This is a genomic window from Ruegeria sp. YTSA226, from assembly GCF_059609905.1.
On sequence record NZ_JBXWMQ010000014.1, the window covers coordinates 22,656 to 39,984 of the forward strand.

At 57.5% G+C, this 17,329-nt stretch carries 12 protein-coding genes; 7 read left to right on the forward strand and 5 right to left on the reverse strand.

The features are described 5' to 3' along the window. Positions 1-196 precede the first annotated feature (196 nt). On the forward strand, positions 197-2,572 hold the full coding sequence (locus tag AC2FFF_RS15580) for a mechanosensitive ion channel family protein (protein ID WP_281973444.1): 2,376 nt from the start codon (positions 197-199) through the stop codon (positions 2,570-2,572). Between the two features lie 97 nt (positions 2,573-2,669). On the opposite strand, the gene AC2FFF_RS15585 is transcribed toward AC2FFF_RS15580, so the two are convergent. From AC2FFF_RS15585 to AC2FFF_RS15605, 5 genes are read right to left on the reverse strand one after another with little or no spacing between them, the layout of a single operon-like run. Next, positions 2,670-4,013, reverse strand: a complete 1,344-nt coding sequence (locus AC2FFF_RS15585) for a CoA transferase (protein WP_281973446.1) — start codon at positions 4,011-4,013, stop codon at positions 2,670-2,672. Next, complete coding sequence (locus AC2FFF_RS15590) at positions 4,010-5,164, reverse strand: ABC transporter permease (RefSeq protein ID WP_142639373.1); 1,155 nt, start codon at positions 5,162-5,164, stop codon at positions 4,010-4,012. Before AC2FFF_RS15590 ends, AC2FFF_RS15585 begins: the two co-directional genes overlap by 4 nt. Continuing rightward, positions 5,161-6,189 (reverse strand): ABC transporter permease, encoded by a 1,029-nt coding sequence (locus tag AC2FFF_RS15595; protein WP_271951540.1) that lies wholly within the window; start codon positions 6,187-6,189, stop codon positions 5,161-5,163. Before AC2FFF_RS15595 ends, AC2FFF_RS15590 begins: the two co-directional genes overlap by 4 nt. A 14-nt stretch (positions 6,190-6,203) precedes the next feature. Next, on the reverse strand, positions 6,204-8,114 hold the full coding sequence (locus tag AC2FFF_RS15600; protein ID WP_281973447.1) for an ABC transporter substrate-binding protein: 1,911 nt from the start codon (positions 8,112-8,114) through the stop codon (positions 6,204-6,206). Then, on the reverse strand, positions 8,107-9,879 hold the full coding sequence (locus tag AC2FFF_RS15605; RefSeq protein ID WP_142639379.1) for an ABC transporter ATP-binding protein: 1,773 nt from the start codon (positions 9,877-9,879) through the stop codon (positions 8,107-8,109). Before AC2FFF_RS15605 ends, AC2FFF_RS15600 begins: the two co-directional genes overlap by 8 nt. Before the next feature lie 200 nt (positions 9,880-10,079). Between AC2FFF_RS15605 and AC2FFF_RS15610 the strand changes: the two genes are divergently transcribed. From AC2FFF_RS15610 to AC2FFF_RS15635, 6 genes are all read left to right on the forward strand, one after another. After that, complete coding sequence (locus AC2FFF_RS15610) at positions 10,080-10,610, forward strand: class I SAM-dependent methyltransferase (RefSeq protein WP_271951544.1); 531 nt, start codon at positions 10,080-10,082, stop codon at positions 10,608-10,610. An 18-nt stretch (positions 10,611-10,628) separates the two neighbouring features. Next, complete coding sequence (locus AC2FFF_RS15615; protein ID WP_281973448.1) at positions 10,629-11,258, forward strand: glutathione S-transferase; 630 nt, start codon at positions 10,629-10,631, stop codon at positions 11,256-11,258. Positions 11,259-11,369: 111 nt separating this feature from the next. Further along, positions 11,370-13,772, forward strand: coding sequence for a GcvT family protein (locus AC2FFF_RS15620; protein ID WP_281973449.1), 2,403 nt, complete (start codon positions 11,370-11,372; stop codon positions 13,770-13,772). Between the two features lie 2 nt (positions 13,773-13,774). Beyond that, entirely contained in the window at positions 13,775-15,319 is a 1,545-nt protein-coding gene (locus AC2FFF_RS15625; protein WP_496882993.1) for a trimethylamine methyltransferase family protein, read from the forward strand. Next, positions 15,320-15,994: a TetR/AcrR family transcriptional regulator gene (locus AC2FFF_RS15630; protein WP_142639389.1), complete on the forward strand. Its 675-nt coding sequence runs from the start codon at positions 15,320-15,322 to the stop codon at positions 15,992-15,994. It begins immediately after the preceding gene. Continuing rightward, the gene (locus tag AC2FFF_RS15635) at positions 15,991-17,295 is read left to right on the forward strand and encodes an NAD(P)/FAD-dependent oxidoreductase (RefSeq protein WP_281973451.1); all 1,305 of its coding nucleotides are present in this window, start codon (positions 15,991-15,993) and stop codon (positions 17,293-17,295) included. Before AC2FFF_RS15630 ends, AC2FFF_RS15635 begins: the two co-directional genes overlap by 4 nt. The last annotated feature ends 34 nt before the right edge of the window (positions 17,296-17,329 follow it).

A 17,329-nucleotide genomic window follows, 5' to 3' on the forward strand; every position in this document is an offset into this window, starting at 1 on the left:
AGACCTTAGCTGCTTGCCCGAAAGTGTATGCCCAGCCCGTCATATTCAGTTTTGAAGCGGATGAAAACATCCGATTCCAACTCATTGCACCCGGAACACGCCTGTGCACTTTATCGGGACCGCAGCGGCGCACAAATTGAAGTGTTCGGAAAGCTTCTGTAACCTGCGACAACATGCGACCCGGAAGCGAGAATTCATGAGATTTAACCTATTGGCTGCAATGGCCCTGTTCGTCTGGGTGGCTATGCTATCTCTGGGGTCGGAAGCGACGGCGCAGACTTCGCTTATACCCGGGTATGGTTCGGGGTCTGGCACGACATCTGAAGCAGATAAGGAAAGCGAACTGGCTGACGCGATCCGATCAGCCACCGAAGCGGGTGCAAGCGTCATCGTCATCGACAGCGCCGGTCAGCTTGTCTCATCTGGTGGCAATACCGCCTCGACGCACGACGATATCGCCCATGACCCGATGTCCGAAGGGTCACAGTTGATGAAGGCGCAAGAGCGGTTCTCGAAGTTCCGCGAGTCGATGGAGTCGCGCCTGCAGGCTTTGCCGTATTCGATCTTCGAAGTGCAATATGTTTTGCGAGAGACCAGCCCAGACGGCCGAATACAGACCTATGTCGAAGTGTTGGGCTGGAATATACTCTTCCTTCTTCTGGGGCGCTGGCTGTCGATAGAAATCTACGGCAAGCGTCTTGCAAAAAGGCTGGTGGTGGCGCGGTCAAAAGAAGATCCGCAAGGCTATCGCGAAAAAATGCCCTTTCTGGTCTTTCGCTTTTTCATGGGTGTTGGGGCCACGATCTTCGCGATGCTGATGGCCCTGATCGTGGGCTATCTGATCTTTGGCGAGGCTGAAGATCTTTCGATTCAGTTCACGACCACCGCCATATTTACGGCATTCTTTCTTGCACGCACAGTTTCCGATCTTTGGCGTATGGTGTTGTCTCCTTACCTCAGTCAATACCGGCTGCCGCCCTTTTCCGACCGGGAGGCAAAACGCCTTTACGTCTGGGCCTCGGCAATCGCGACATATGATATCTCGGTGGTATTGTTTTCTACCTGGGTTGCGGATTTTGGTCTGAACTACAATGTCTATGCGATGGTCTATGGCGGCCTGACCATGTTTGGCGCCTTGGGCAATGTTCTGATGATTCTGTTCAACGCGCGCGCCATCTCGAACGCGATCCGAGGCGGGCGGTCAAAGGAACAGGTATCCTGGATTTTGCGCCTGATATCGATTGCCTGGGCTCCGGTCTTGGCAGTTTATATCGTGTTCAGCTGGTTCAAACTGGCTGTTGATCTGGTGCTTGAGAACGAGAATTCCATTCCGATTGTTGCCAGCAGCTATGCCATCTTCATGTCTGTGGTAATTGCCTATGGCGCGATGAACTATCTGCTTGAACGCTACTTCGTCCGCAATCGCCAGATTGAAGAGTTGAACGCAGAGACTGGTGCCGGTGTTGAAGAGGATGAGGTTCCTCAAACCCCACAAGCGGAAAAGAGAAAGCACTCGATCGTCACCTATGAGGATCTGGCGCGACGTGTGGCCGGTATCCTGGCATTTGTCGTCGGGTTATATGCTCTGGTCGTAATCTGGAATCCGGACGCAAGCTGGAGCGAAGACCTGCCTATTGAACGGGCTCTGGACGTGATGGTTATCCTGTTCATGGGCTACATCTTGTTCCATTTCTTTCGTGTCTGGATTGATACCAAGATTGCTGAGGAAGAAGACGTAGCCGGTGGAGAGGTTGAACTGGGCGACGAGGGCGGGGAAGGCGGGCAAAGCCGTCTTGCGACACTGCTGCCGTTGTTCCGTGGCGCAATTCTGGCGGTTGTTGTTGTGACCATCGTTCTGATTGTCCTGATGGAATTGGGTATCAATGTCAGCCCGCTGTTCGCCGGTGCCGGTGTCGTGGGTCTGGCCGTTGGGTTCGGGTCGCAAACGCTTGTCCGGGATATATTCTCGGGCGCGTTCTTCCTGATGGATGATGCCTTCCGCAAAGGCGAATATATCGACATTGGCGATGTGAAGGGGACGGTCGAGAAAATCTCGGTCCGGTCGTTCCAGTTGCGGCACCATCTGGGCGCACTGAATACGATCCCCTTTGGCGAGATCAAGGTTCTTACCAACTATTCGCGTGATTGGGTGATCATGAAGTTGCCCCTGCGGGTGACCTATGACACCGATGTCGAAAAAGTGCGGAAACTCATCAAGAATTTGGGCCAAGAGCTTTTGAGCGATCCGGTGATTGGGGATAATTTTATCCAGCCGTTGAAATCGCAGGGCGTGATCGAAATGCAGGATTCGGCGATGATCATTCGGGTCAAGTTCATGACCAAGCCGGGCGATCAGTGGCTGGTGCGTAAGAAGGTCTATCAGGATATCCGCGAATTGTTTGCCCGCGAAGGGATCAAGTTTGCGCATCGTGAGGTGACCGTCAGGCTTGCTGACGGAAAAGAGGCCGAAAACCTGACACCGCAGGAACGCGAAGCGGTGACCGGTGCGGTGCATGCGGCCATCGACGAGGATTATCTGGACGATATCGGTCCTGGAGGCGACGACCGCTAGGGACCGCTCCCGCCTCTTTGGGCTGCGTCTCTGACGAGACCCCTTCCAAAGCGTTGGGCCGGACCGCGCGGCTGCCGGCGAGGGCGTAGGCGTAGGGCTATGACCAGGAGGCGCTCGACGTGCCCAGTTTGCTTGCGGGTAGGTCCCACGACATCTGGGCCGGACCAACCGAGAGTGCGGGCTTCAACCTGTGGCCAGGTCCCCATCCAGAGGTTTCGGTCTTGGTCGTGAAATCCGCAGGAACCGAAGCGCCAATTTCTGTCTTGGTGTCGAACTTGCCTAGAATGGTCAGCAGGTCAGCCGTGCGTGCCAGCGACAATCGGGCCTGCATGATCGGCGCACCCATCGCGGCTTCGGACAATGCTGACAGGACGGCGGCAGCCATCAGATATCCAGTCGCGTGGTCCAGCGCCTGCACCGGCAGGGGTGTCGGCTTGTCTGCACCGGCCCATACCCGACCTGCATCGGCAATCCCGCTGCTCATCTGTACGAGGCTGTCAAATCCGCGCCGCGAAGACCAAGGGCCTTGCCAGCCATAGGCATTCAGCGTGACTTCTACTCTGTTCGGGGCAATCTCGTCCCGTTTGGCTTGGGTGAGGCCCAGCGCGTCCAATGCGCCAGGGCGATAGCCGTGAATGAAGACATCCGCCTGGGTCAGCAAGCCGTGTAGCAACTCGATCCCTGCGGGGGATTTCAGGTCCAGATAGGCACAGCGCTTACCCAGAGAAATATCCGGGATCACACCCGGCTCGTCCCAGTCCGGAGGATCAATGCGCAAGACCTCTGCCCCGAACCCCGCCAGAGTTCTAGTTGAAACCGGACCGGCTAGAACGCGGGTCAGATCAAGCACGCGCAGACCTGCCAGCGGGCGCTTGGCGGTTGCCTCTGGCCGGTCGCGAAGCTTAATCTGTCGGGGTTTGTGCCACCCGATCAGCGGGTCCCGTGAAACCGCGCGCCCCTGTGGATGATCTTGCCATTCCCCACGGCTGCGCATGGCGGCTGCCACACCACCCTCAGCCACGACAGCGTTTTCAAGATTGGCCGCCGACAAAGTTGCAACGGCCTTTGTAACCACGTCCCGATCTCCTTTGACCTTCAGGACTTTCAGGGCGGCCGCACGGTGCTGAGGCAGGTTCGTGTGCAGCCTGATCCAACCATCATTGGCAAGGTAATCACCGGCGATACTGTCCCAGAGGTTGGGCATTTCCCAGCCATCGGGTTTGAAAGAATATCCGTACCAAAGAGACGCCAACCGGTGATCGACCAAAATCTCGGGCGGGCTTTGGGTCAGGTTCAGCGCGCCCATCAGGCGTGCCAGTTCCTGACCAACAGCCGCAAAGCTGGCGGTCGCCAGTTCGGAGACTGCATACACGCTGGGTCGCGCTCCGGTGCCGGTTGTCCGATACCCTTCCGGTGATGGCAGTACTGATAACAGCGTCATTGCTGATACGGATCCAGGCTGTCACGAAGCCCGTCACCCAGAAAGTTGAATGCCAGCACGATGACAATGATTGGCAGCATCGGGATGGCCGTCCAGGGGTAGATCTCGATCGACGCAAGGTTCTGCGCATCATTCAGCATCACACCCCAGCTGACGGCCGGGGCGCGCAGCCCAAGCCCAAGGAAGCTGAGCGCTGTTTCGCCCAGGATCATTGCCGGGATCGACAGGGTTGCCGATGCGATCAGATGCGACATGAAGTTGGGCAGCAGGTGCTTGCGGATCACCCGGCCCGAGCTTGCTCCCATCATTTCGGCTGCACGTACGTATTCTTCTTCGCGTAACGATAGGAATTTGGCACGAACGGATCGCGCAAGGCCAGGCCAGTCGAGAATCCCCAGGATAATCGAGATGATGAAGAATACCGCGACCGGGCTCCAATTCGAGGGGACCGCCGCTGATAGCGCGAGCCAAAGGGGCAATTCAGGTAGTGAGCGCAGAATTTCGATTATACGGTTAATCACCCAGTCGATTCTGCCGCCAAAATATCCCGCAATCGAGCCGAACAGGATACCAAGAAAGAAGGACACTGAAATCCCGATCAGACCCACCGTCAATGACAGCTGGGCGCCAAAGAGGATACGGCTGAATACATCACGGCCCAGACGATCCGACCCCCAAAGGAACAAAGTCGCGTCTTCAGGTGCGCAGAACAGATGGGTGTCGGACTTGATCAGACCCGCCAGCTTGTACTCGGCCCCTTCGCAGAAAAACTTGATTGGCCGCGGGGTGTCGGTGTCGGCGACAAACTTCCACTGGAAGGTCTCCAGATCCGCCTCGGCCACCATCGAATAGACATAAGGCCCGATGAATTCGCCCTCATGGAACCAGTTGATGCTTTGCGGCGGGGCATAGAGATGCTCGTCATTACGTTCATTCGGGCCATAAGGCGCGATGAAACCCGCAAAGGGCAGCATGAGATAGCACAGCAATAGGAAGACGCCGGAAATCAGGCCCAGCTTGTGGGTTCGGAATTTGCGCCAGACCAGAATCCAGTTCGGAGCATCCAAATCGGCGCGCTCAAGCTGTTGCAGGGCGGCATCGGGATCGAATGGGGCGTCGTCGACATAGCGACCATCAGGATGTTGGGTCATGCTTCACGCCCCTCATATCGGATGCGCGGGTCCAGCATGACCAGCAGAATGTCAGAGATCATCGTACCGATCAGTGTCAGCAAAGCCACAAACATTAGGATGAAGGCGGACAGGAACTGGTCCTGGGTTTTCAGCGCGGTCAGCAATGTCGGGCCGATTGTCTGAAGGCCCAGAACAACCGATACCAGAACAGAGCCGGACACCATCGAAGGCAGCAGGTTTCCGATATCCGCGACAAAGGGGTTGAAGGCCACGCGCAGCGGGTATTTGGTCAGCATCCGCGACGGGGCCATGCCTTTGGCGATTGCGGTTTCCACATAGGGTTTGCCCAGCTCATCCAGCATATTCGCCCGTAGTCGCTGCATCATCGCCGAGGCGCCAGATGTGCCGATCACAAAGGTCGGTACGATCAAATGGACGAGGATGGATTTCAGCTTTTCCCAACTCATCGGCAGCCCTTCAAAGGACGGGTCCATCAGGCCTCCGATTGGCAGGTTGAAATAGCGGTGCCCATAGTAGAACAGGATCAGTGCCAGTAGAAAGTTCGGCGTTGCCAGACCCAAATAGCCCACAAAGGCCGAGGTATAGTCGATCCAGGTCCGCGACTTCGCGGCTGCAAGAACACCCAGGGGCAGGGCCACTGCATATACGAACAGGATGGCGGCCAGATTGACCACGACGGTCAGCCACAGCGTGTCGCCCACGATTTCTGCGACAGGGCGGTCAAATTCAAAGGACCAGCCGTAGTTGCCTTGCACCAGCCCATCGAACCCATGCGGGCCAGGCCAGAAACCGATCCAGATCAGATATTGTTCCCACATGGGGCGATCCAGCGCATATTCCGCGCGCAGGAATTCTGCCTTGGCCACACCCGCCGATTGTCCGGACGCCTGCAGTTCAGCGATCTGGTTGCTGAGATAGTCGCCCGGGGGCAGGTTGATAATCACGAATACCAGAACCGACACCACCAGAAGGGTCAGCAGCATCGTGAAAAAGCGATAGACTGCATAGCGCAGCATGACCATGTGGCTGCTCCTGATCAGTCGGCGAAAAAGAATTCGTCCGGCCGGTGAATGCCGAAATGTGCGCCGGGTTCCCAGGCCCACATGGCCTGCTCGGGGACGTTGCGCAGGCGGTTCGATACGACGATAGGCTGAGGCGCACCGTTCAGAATGCCAATGGCATAAAGTTGGTCAGCGTGGATTTTCAGCATCTCATCCCATGCGGCCTTGCGTTCCTCATCAGTCGAGGCGACCTCCCAGTTATGGGCCAGTTCCATCAGGCGCTCGGCCTCAGGCATATCGGGTTTCTCGCCAACATCGCCTCCAGTCTGATAGTACTGCCCCCATTTTGGCCAGGCCAAAAACACCTGATCGGTAGGGGCAAGATAAGCTGGTGAGGTGTGGTGTTGCGGGATGCCGTCATCCCAGCCGAACCAGACGGACGCCATTGTGCTGCCGGCAAACACTCGGTTGCGCAGAATGTCCCTGTCCAATGGGCGCATAATAAGATCGACGCCAATGTCGCGCCATGTGTCCGTGACGATTTGCAAGGCGTTTTCGACCTCTTGCCGCTCACCTGCGGTTTCGATGACCAGCTCCATCGGGCGGCCATCGGGCAACAGTCGCGTGCCGTCTTTGTCGCGCTCGGTCAGGCCGGCCTCGTCAAGCAGCGCATTCGCCAATTCGATGTCGTACTGTGCCCATGCCTTTGCGTTTTCTTCGTTGAAGAAGGGCGAAGCGGGCAAGACCGACATCGCGGCGGGATGGGCCAGTTTGAAATACAGCGCCTGATTTATCGTTTTGCGGTCGATTGCCAGAGACAGCGCGCGACGAACACGCGCGTCACGCAAAACGGCACGCCATGCTTCGTCTTCGTAGTTCAGATTGGGGTAAATCGCGATCTGTGAGGCAACCCCGGTTTTCCACAGCAAGGTTTTGTAGTCTCCACCAGCCTCGCCCTTTTTCAAGATCGAAGCGTCGCGGAACGCCAGTCCGCGCCCTTGTAGATCGGATTCGCCAGCATTGGTTTTTGCAGCAACCAGACCCCCGGCCACGATCTCCATCTCGACCACGTCGATATAGGGAAGCTGCACCCCATGGCTGTCGATGCGATGAAAATAGGGATTGCGAACAAAGTTGTGACGGATCTTTTTGCCCGAACTTGCATTCAACCAGGGCTGCAAAGTTGGCAACTCGTGGTTGTCAAACTTGTAAAGGTTGTCGAGTTTGTTGTGTAAAGCTGCCCAGCTTTTGACGCGGGCATCTTCAACCTGAAAGGCAAGCTTTTCTGCGTCAGCGTATTTCTCGTGGTACTGTTTCAGGAACTCGGAAGGGCGGTAGATGAAAGGCGGGCGCGCTTGTGCCAGAGCCTGCAGGAAGCCGGGGTTGGGATCTTCCCATTCAAACACAACGGTCGTTTCATCGGGGAAGGTCACGGTCGGAGTCTTGCCTTCGACGATCAGAAAATCCGGTGGTCCCGACGGGCTGAGCAGTTCATTATTTGCCACATCCTCCCACCAGTATCGGAAGTCCTCGGAAGTGAACGGAGAGCCATTCGACCATTTGTGACCTTCACGCAGGTTGAGGGTGTATTTGCGGTTGTCGTCGTTCTGGAAGGATTCAAGCAGGTCTGGAACGACCTGATAGGTCTGGTCGAACCCAACAAGGCGGGCATATCCGTAAACCACCATCTGCCGGATGTCTTTGGACCGAGTAATCATTGTGCGCAAAGTGCCGCCCTGTTTGCCGAATTCCCTGCCTTTTGCAGCAAGATCCACAATCAGGGGTTCGGCGGGAATTCGGTCCTGTATGGGCGGAAGGTTCCCCGCATTCACTTCGGTTTCCCAGAAAGTGCTTTCTTGCAACTCGGGCATGTCTGCCGTGGCGGGCAGGGCCCATGTTGCGGCCAGCGCAACGGCCAGTAACAGCGGGCGAGTGGTCTTAAACATGGCATCGTACCTTATGGCCGGGCTCCATCTCTACCAATGAAGGTACCACGGAGTCGGTAAATCGGAAGGCGTCATCCCAACTGTCAGGTGAACCAGCACCCAAAGCAACCAAATTCAGGTCGATGGGGCGGTTGATGTCGGGCTCTGGTTGCGCAGCAATCAGTGCCTTGGTGTAAGGGTGACGAGGGTTGTAAAACAGTGTCTCGGGCGGGGCCTGTTCCACGACAAGCCCACGACGCATCACAGCAACTTCGTCGGCAATGCGTGCAACAACCGCAAGGTCGTGCGAGATGAAGAAATACGACAAATTCAGGCTGTCCTGCAAATGTTCCAGCAACGTCAGGATTTGTTCCTGAACCGATACGTCCAGAGCCGAAGTGGGTTCGTCACAGACAATAAGCTGAGGGTCGAGCATCATTGCGCGGGCAATCGACAGGCGCTGTCTTTGGCCGCCGGAAAAAGCATGGGGATAGCGTTTCAGCATATCGGCGTTCAGGCCAACACGTGTCAGCATCTCGGCCGCTTTTTCGCGCTGCTCGGCGGTCGATCCGATACGATGAATCTCCAACGGTTCGGTCATCGCATCCTGAATGCGCATGCGAGGACTGAGCGAGCTGTAGGGATCCTGAAACACCATCTGCGCCTTGCGCTGAAACGCGGTGCGCTGGGTCCGCGTCATCTTGTGAACGGTGATTGCTTCTTCATCGGGGGAGGATCGAAACAGAACCTCTCCGCCCGGATCAGGCGGCTCAGCCCCTAGTGCGATGCGGGCGGCCGTAGTTTTGCCCGAGCCGCTTTCGCCGACGATCGCCAGCGTCTTGCCCCGCGCGAGGTTCAGATCGACTCCGCGGCAGGCATAGATCAGGCGTTCGCCCTGCCAGCCCTTGCTGGATCGCATCGTATAGGTTTTCGACACGGCCTTCATCTGAAGGATCAGATCTTCGTCGGGCATCGGGATGCCAACCGCGTCCTGATCCGGAATCTCGGGCGCGGCGTTGAACAACTGTTGGGTATAGGGGTGAGCAGGGCTGGTCAGGATCGGTGCCGCAGCTCCAGCCTCCATCACGCGGCCTTTGTGCATGACCACGACCTGTTCGGCCATATTGGCGACGACCCCCAAATCATGGGTCACAAGGATCAGTGCCATTCCCGTTTCACGCTGAAGCTCTTTGATCAGCCCCAGCACCTGGGCCTGTGTCGTAACGTCCAATGCTGTCGTCGGCTCGTCCGCGATCAGTAATTCCGGTTTGGAAACCATGGCCATAGCGATCATGGCGCGTTGGCGCATCCCGCCGGACAGCTCGAACGGGTAAGAATCATAGGCGCGCTGAGGGTCTGGAAAACCCACGCGTTCGAACTGTTCCAGAACCGTTTTGCGGGCCTGTGCCTCGGAGGCATTGCGATGCAGCCAAAGAACTTCGCTGACCTGATTGCCAATTTTGTGCAGGGGAGAGAGCGAGCGCATCGGCTCTTGAAAGATCATCGAGATCCGATTGCCACGAATGCCGCGCATCTGACGTTCGCTGATCTGGGTCAGTTCCTCCATGCCTTTAGAATCATTCAGAGTAATCGTGCCGCTTCGAATTTGGGCTGCTCGGGGAAGAATGCGCAACGCAGCCCGGCATGAGATCGTTTTCCCCGACCCTGATTCACCCACAAGCGCAAGTGTCTGTCCCGCTTCGACGTCGAAGTTGACGCCTTGAACCACAGACTCTCCGGCACCAAATCCGATGCTGAGGTCCCGGACAGACAACAACGCAGTCATGCGGGTATTCCACCCGTTAGGCCGTAGCTCGGCATAGGCTTGATCAACTCCCTGTGTTTTTTGTCGCAGTTTCGCGCGGTTGTGCCTGTATAGTCAAACCCGTTCTTAGGGTGAAATGTCGCGAAAACGTGAAACTGAGGCCGATTTGCCTACACAATGCCTTGAGGATTTGTCATCACATGCGATGTCGGTCACAGGTTATGTGTCGTCAAATATCAAGGAGAGATTTCCCAGTGCCCGATCCCCAAAGCCGTCTTGACCTGTTCATCGACCGTATGGTGTCGCAGCGTGCCTGCCTGGACCATGCCATTGCACAGACAAGCACCATGTCCGGTCCGGTGTTCGAGCTGGGATTAGGGAATGGTCGTACTTATCATCACATGGTTCAGTACATTCAAAACCGTCCGGTCTATGTGTTCGAGCGCGCCGTGGCCTCCCATCCGGACTCTACCCCGCCCGAGGATCTGGTGATTCTGGGGGATGTGCGTGAGACTCTGCCTGCGGCGCTGGAACGGTTTGGGCCGACGGCCAGTTTGATCCATGCGGATCTTGGCGGCCATAACAGGGACAAGAACGATGCTTTCGCGCGGTTGGTTTCCCCCCTGATAGAACCGTTGTTGGCAGAAGGTGGGCTGATGGTGTCCAGCGACCGGATGTATTTCGAAAACCTGACCGAAATCCCGCTGCCTGAACATGCGGTGGACGGACGTTGCTTTATCTACCGCCGCTAAGCGCGAGAAGGATACCAAATGCTTTTCTATGATTGCACGACCGCTCCAAACCCGCGCCGCGCGCGCATGTTGATCGCGGAAAAAGGGCTGGAGATTGAAACGCGCAATATCTCGATTGCAAAGGCGGAACAGTTGGATGGCGCTTTCCTTGCGGTAAACCCCAATGCGACGATCCCTGTTCTGGTGACGGATGAGGGCGCAACGCTGACCGAAAACCTGGGCATTGCCGCCTATCTTGAGGCGCGCTTTCCCGAACCACCTTTGATGGGACGTACGCCAGATGAAAAGGGGCTGGTCCTGATGTGGAACAGCATTGTCGAGCAGCAGGGTGGAGTGCCTATTGCCGAGGCTCTGCGCAACACCCATCCCGCGTTCAAGGATCGGGCGATTCCGGGCCCGGCGAACTATGCGCAGATACCCGAGCTGGCACAGCGTGGCATGGACCGGGTTGGCCGGTTTTTCGATTTGCTTGAAACGCGGCTGAAGGATAGTGCGTTTGTTGCGGGGGCTGAGTTCACGCTGGCCGATATCTCAACCTTTGTGTTCGTTGACTTTGCCCGCGTGATCAAGATGCGGATTCCACAGGAAAATACCGCGACGCTGTCTTGGTTCGACAAGATTGCTTCGCGTACAAGCGCACAGCTTTAAGGCGTAGAAATTGAGCTGTCTGAACTTGCTCACTTGCACTGTACAGAAATGTCTAGACAGGTGTGAACAGTATCACTAGCGTCTCCCTCGAGTCATGCAGGGGAGAGCATAATGAAATCTCAGTATCGCGTTGTGGTCATCGGTGGCGGCGTTGTGGGCGCCTCGGTTCTGTATCACTTGGCCAAATTCGGCTGGTCAGATGTGGTCATGCTGGAACGGCGGCGATTGGCGTCGGGATCGTCCTGGCACGCGGCGGGCGGTATTCATGCGCTGAACGCGGATCCGAACATGGCATCGCTGCAGGCCTATACAATCGACCTTCTCAGCGAGATCGAAAAGGAATCCGGGCAGAATATCGGCCTGCACATGACTGGTGGTCTGACTTTGGCTGGAACGCCCGAGCGGTGGGAGTGGCTGCAGGCCAACTATCGTATCTTCCAGTCCATCGGCATCGATGATTGCGAATTGCTGACCCCACAAGAGGCGCAAAAGCGCTGCCCAATCATGTCGACCGACGGCGTTCTGGGCGCGATGTGGGCCGATCGAGAGGGCTATATCGACACGACCGGTACGGTTCAGGCCTATGCAACTGCCGCCAAGAAACGCGGTGCCGAGTATTACGAGGAGACCAAGGTCGAGGAATTGATCCAGACCGATGATGGCTGGCAGGTCGTGACGGACAGGGGCACAATAACTTGCGAGCACGTGGTCAATGCCGCAGGGCTTTGGGCCAAGCAGGTCGGGCGCATGGCGGGGGTTGAGCTGCCAGTGTCGCCGCTGAAACATCACTATCTGATCACGGATACAGTACCCGAAGTGGCGGCGGCGGATTTTGAGATGCCAATGACCGTGGACCTCGAGGGGTTCACCTATATGCGGCAAGACCAAAAGGGCGTTCTGGTCGGTATCTATGAGGTCGACCATGAACATTGGGCCATGGACGGCGCGCCGTGGAATTATGGCGAGGAACTGTTTCAGGAGCAGCTTGACCGGATCGAGAATGAACTGACGTTGGGCTTTGAACGCTATCCGTCGATCCAGAATGTCGGCATCAAAACCTGGGTCAACGGGGCGTTTACATTCTCGCCTGATGGTAACCCGCTGGTCGGGCCGGTTCCAGGCAAACGCGGGTATTGGACCGCCTGCGCTGTCATGGCCGGGTTCCTGCAGGGCGGCGGCGTTGGCAAAACGCTGGCTGAGTGGATGATCCATGGCGAGCCCGAGGCCGATGCATGGCCGATGGACATTGCCCGCTATGGCGATTTTGCCCAGAACAAACGCTATATCCGTGAAACCACCGGGCAATTCTATTCCCGCCGTTTCGTGATGAATTATCCGAACGAACAGCTGCCTGCCGGTCGTCCGCTGAAGATGGCGCCAGCTCATGACGCGATGACTGAAGCGGGATGCAAATGGGGTGTCAGCTGGGACCTTGAGGTGCCGCTGTACTTCGCGCCGAAAGGGTTCGAAGAAACGCCGACCCTCAAGCGATCCAACGCGCATGACATCGTGGCCAAGGAATGCAAGGTGATCCGCGAGGGCGTCGGCCTGATGGACATCTCTGGCTTTTCCCGGTTCGAGGTCACCGGACCAAATGCCGAGCTGTGGCTGGATCACGTGATGGCTTCGAAACTGCCCGCGCCGGGACGGGCCAAGTTGGCACCAATGCTGGGTGAGAATGGGCGGCTAAAAGGGGATCTGACCGTTCTGAATTGGGGCGATGGCACCTGGTGGATCATGGGCAGCTATTACCTGCGCGCCTGGCATATGCGCTGGTTCGACGATCATATGATCGACGGAGTCGAGGTTCGCGATCTGGGCGAGGAGTATTGCGGGTTCGGTCTGGTCGGGCCGAAATCGCAGGAGGTAATCCAAAAACTGGCCGAGCAGGACGTCTCGGGCCTGAAATTCATGGGCTGTGGTGATTTTGATATCGGTCTTGTCAGGGCTCGCGTTGCGCGCATGTCAGTCACTGGTGAAAAAGGCTATGAGATCAACTGCCGCTATGGCGATCACATCAAGCTGCGCCGGATGTTGCTTGAGGCCGGGGCCGACGCGGGCATCCGCGAGTGCGGTTTCAACGCGATGCTGTCCACGCGGCTTGAGAAGAGCTTTGGCATCTGGTCGGCGGAATTCACGCAAGCGTACACGCCGGGCATGACAGGTATGGATCGCTGGATCGATTGGGACAAGGATTTCGTCGGTAAAGAGGCCGCCTTGGCCGAACGCGATGGCAATGGTCCTGCGCAGGTTCAGGTGACGCTTGAGGTTGATGCTTTGGACGCAGATGCCAGCGGATACGAACCTGTCTGGTCAGGGGCAGAGCACGTGGGTTTTGTCACCTCGGGCGGCTATGGCCACTCCACCGGCAAGTCCCTGGCGATGGCGCTGGTCAATCGTGACAAGGCCGCACCAGGCACTGAACTGTCTGTCCATGTGGTTGGGGTCGAACGACCTGCGCGGGTCATCGCGCCGTCGCCCTATGATCCACAGGGCAAAGCGATGCGGGGCTGACAATGACCAACCCCGAACGTGGACGGCGAAGGCGAGGGCATGGCGCTGATGCCGCGCCTGCGACCAACCGCAAGGTCGACTACCGCCAGCTGAGGAATCCATTCCCGGTGATGGAGGTGTTTCCGGCGGATCAGATCGCTGACATGCACGAAACCGCGCTGCGTTTGTTGCAAGAGTTGGGCATCAAGGTGCTGCTGCCTGAGGCGCGGAGCATTTTTGCCAAAGCTGGCGCGCGCGTTGATGTCGATAGCGAAATGGTTTTTATTGGTCGCGACATGGTCGAGGCCGCCGTTGCCTCGGCCCCGAAATCCATCACCTGCCGAGCCGGTGCGTCGCACCGGGATTTCACGCTGGAACTGGGTAGCCTTGTGTTTCAACCGGGGGCAGGGGCCCCCAATGCCACCGATCTGGTGCGCGGGCGTCGCCCGGCGACGGGGCAGGATTATCTGGAGTTCCTGAAACTCACCCATCATTTCGACGTCTTTCAAATGATCTCGCCGCAGGTCGAACCGCAGGATGTCCCAACCCCTCTGCGGCACTATTTCACCACGCAGGCGCAGATGGAGCTGACAGACAAGTTCCCATTCTTCTTCTCGCGCGGGACACCGCAGGTGATGGATTGCTTTGAGATGCTGACGACCGCGCGGGGCCTGTCGGATGACGAATTTAGGACCCACCCGCACAGCTATACGATCATCAACACGAACAGCCCGCGCACGCTGGACATTCCGATGGCGCAGGGGCTGATCGACTTTGCTCGGCACGGGCAGATGTCAATCATCACGCCCTTCACGCTGATGGGGGCGATGGCACCGATCACGGTGGCGGGGGCCATCACCCTGTCCCATGCCGAGGCGTTGGCCGCACTGACCCTGACGCAATTGGCACGTCCCGGTGCGCCTGTGTGCTATGGCACTTTCACCAGCAATGTGGATATGAAATCCGGTGCTCCGGCCTTTGGAACGCCCTCGCATTTTCAGGCCTCACTGGCGGCCGGGCAGTTGGCGCGGCATCTGGGCCTGCCGTGGCGCTCGGCTGCGGGGTCGGCTTCAAACATCAATGATGTGCAGGCGGCAAATGAAAACCAGTTTGGCCTGTGGGGGTGCCTGATGGCCGGGGCGACGGTGATCATTCACTCGGCGGGATGGCTAGAGGGCGGATTGACCGTGTCCTTTGAAAAACTGGTCTGCGACGCCGAAGTGCTGAACATGGTGGCCGAGCTCTGCACCGGGGCGCAGGCTGGCGAGGCTGAAATTGGGTTCGACACCGCGCTAAGCGAGGTCGAGCCCAGCGGACATTTCTTTGCATCCAGCCAGACGATGGACCGCTATAATACCGAATTCTATGAGCCGCATGTCCATGATTATGCCAATTTCGGCACCTGGGCCGAGCGTGGATCGTTGGACGCAAACAGTCGTGCGACCGGTGTATGGAAGGAGATTTTGGCCAATTTTCAGCCACCTGAGCAAAACAGCGACCAGATTGGCGCGCTGAAGGACTTTATTGCCAAACGTACCGAAGAGGGCGGCGCGCCGCCGGAGAGTTAAATGAATACGAAACCCATCCTGCACCGGGACGACCCGGAAGCTGAACCGCTGATCGGAAATGTCAAGGTCACGCGCGACGACTGGCTGAACGTGGCGTTGGATGTGCTAATCTCGGACGGGGTCGATCAGATCAAGGTGATGAATCTGGCGGAACGGATGGCCGTGTCTCGGTCGTCCTTCTATTGGTACTTCAAATCGCGCCAGGAACTGCTGGATGCTCTTCTGGCACGGTGGCAGGCCACCAATACCGCGGCATTGGTCGCGCAGGCCGAAGCTCCGGCAAAGACGATAACCGGTGCGGTGTGCAATGTGCATCGCTGTGTCGTCAATACCGACCTGTTTGACACCGCGCTGGATTTCGCGGTGCGCGACTGGGCGCGCAAATCGGGCAAGGTGCGGCGCGCGCTGGACCAGTCTGACGCCCGACGGTTGCTAGCGCTGCACGCCATGTTTGCCCGCTTTGGCTATTCCGAGGTCGAGGCGGAAACCCGTGGGCGCGTGCTGTATTACATGCAGATAGGATACGATCTGGCGCAGCTGAATGAACCGATGTCCACGCGGATATCAATGGTGCCGCATTATCTATATGTCTTCACCGGGGTCGAGCCGAGGCCAGAGGAAGTAGAAGAATTCAGCGCCTATTCGCGCCATCACTGGAAAGGAGAGCCATCATGAGTCAACCAGATGCAATCATCATCGGAACCGGTGTGATCGGGGCGGCCATCGCATTTGAAATGGCCAAGGTCGGGTGGAAAACCGTATCTCTTGACCGAAACGCTCAGGTTGGCCATGGCTCAACCGCCGGATCCTGCGCGATCATTCGGATGCATTATTCCACCTTTGACGGCACGGCATTCGCCTGGGAAGGCTATCATTATTGGCGCGACTGGGCCGAGTATCTTGGCCTGCCGCAAGGCGCCGATCTGGCCCAATTCCGCGAAACCGGCTGTCTGGTCATGAAGACCGAGGCGAACGGGCTGCTGGAAAAACACATGAAGAACAGCTCCGCGCTGAATTGCCCGTTCGAGGAATGGTCCCCCGAACAGGTCACCGACCGGCTGCCGGTCTATTCGCAGGACAGTTTTGCCCCCGCTCGTCGCATGGATGACCCCGAGTTTGGGCAGCCCAACGGACGCAAGATGCAAGGCGGCGTTTACTGGCCTCAAGCCGGGTATGTCACCGATCCGGCCCTATCCGCACAGAACCTGATGGATGCCGCCAAACAGCACGGGGCCGAAGTGCGGACCGGGGCCGAAGTGGTCGAGATTTTGACTGATGACGGGCGAGTTTCTGGTGTCAGGTTGGCATCGGGAGAAGACATTCATGCGAAAGTTGTGGTTAACGTAGCCGGGCCGGGTTCGGCCATCATCAACGGGATGGCAGATGTTCTGGATGACATGACCATTCAGACCCGCCCCTTGCGCCAAGAGGTCGTTCACGTCCCTGCGCCCGAGGGGTTTGACTTTGAAAATGACGGGACAATCGTGTCGGACAGCGATATCGCCTGCTATTGCCGGCCAGAGCATGGCAACCACATCCTGGTGGGCTCGGAAGACCCCGAATGCGACCCACATCAATGGTGCGAAGATGACGTAACCTATGATCGTGACTTTACCGACCAGTGGACGACGCAAGCGATGCGCTATGCCCAGAGAGTGCCCAGTCTTGGCATTCCTTCCAAGACCCGCGGTGTGGTGGACCTGTATGATGCGTCTACGGATTGGATTCCGATCTATGACAAATCCAGCCTTCCCGGTTTTTATATGGCCTGCGGATCCAGTGGAAATCAGTACAAGAACGCGCCGATTGCAGGCAAGATGATGACGGCGCTGATCGGGTATTGCGAAGACGGCGCGGATCATGACAGTGCGCCGCTACAATTTGAACTGCCCTATATTGGACGCACAATCGATGTCGGTTTCTATTCCCGCAAGCGCCCGATCAACAAAGAAAGCAGTTTTTCCGTTTTGGGCTAGCCGACGCGTCCTGATGCACTAGCATTCACGGGAT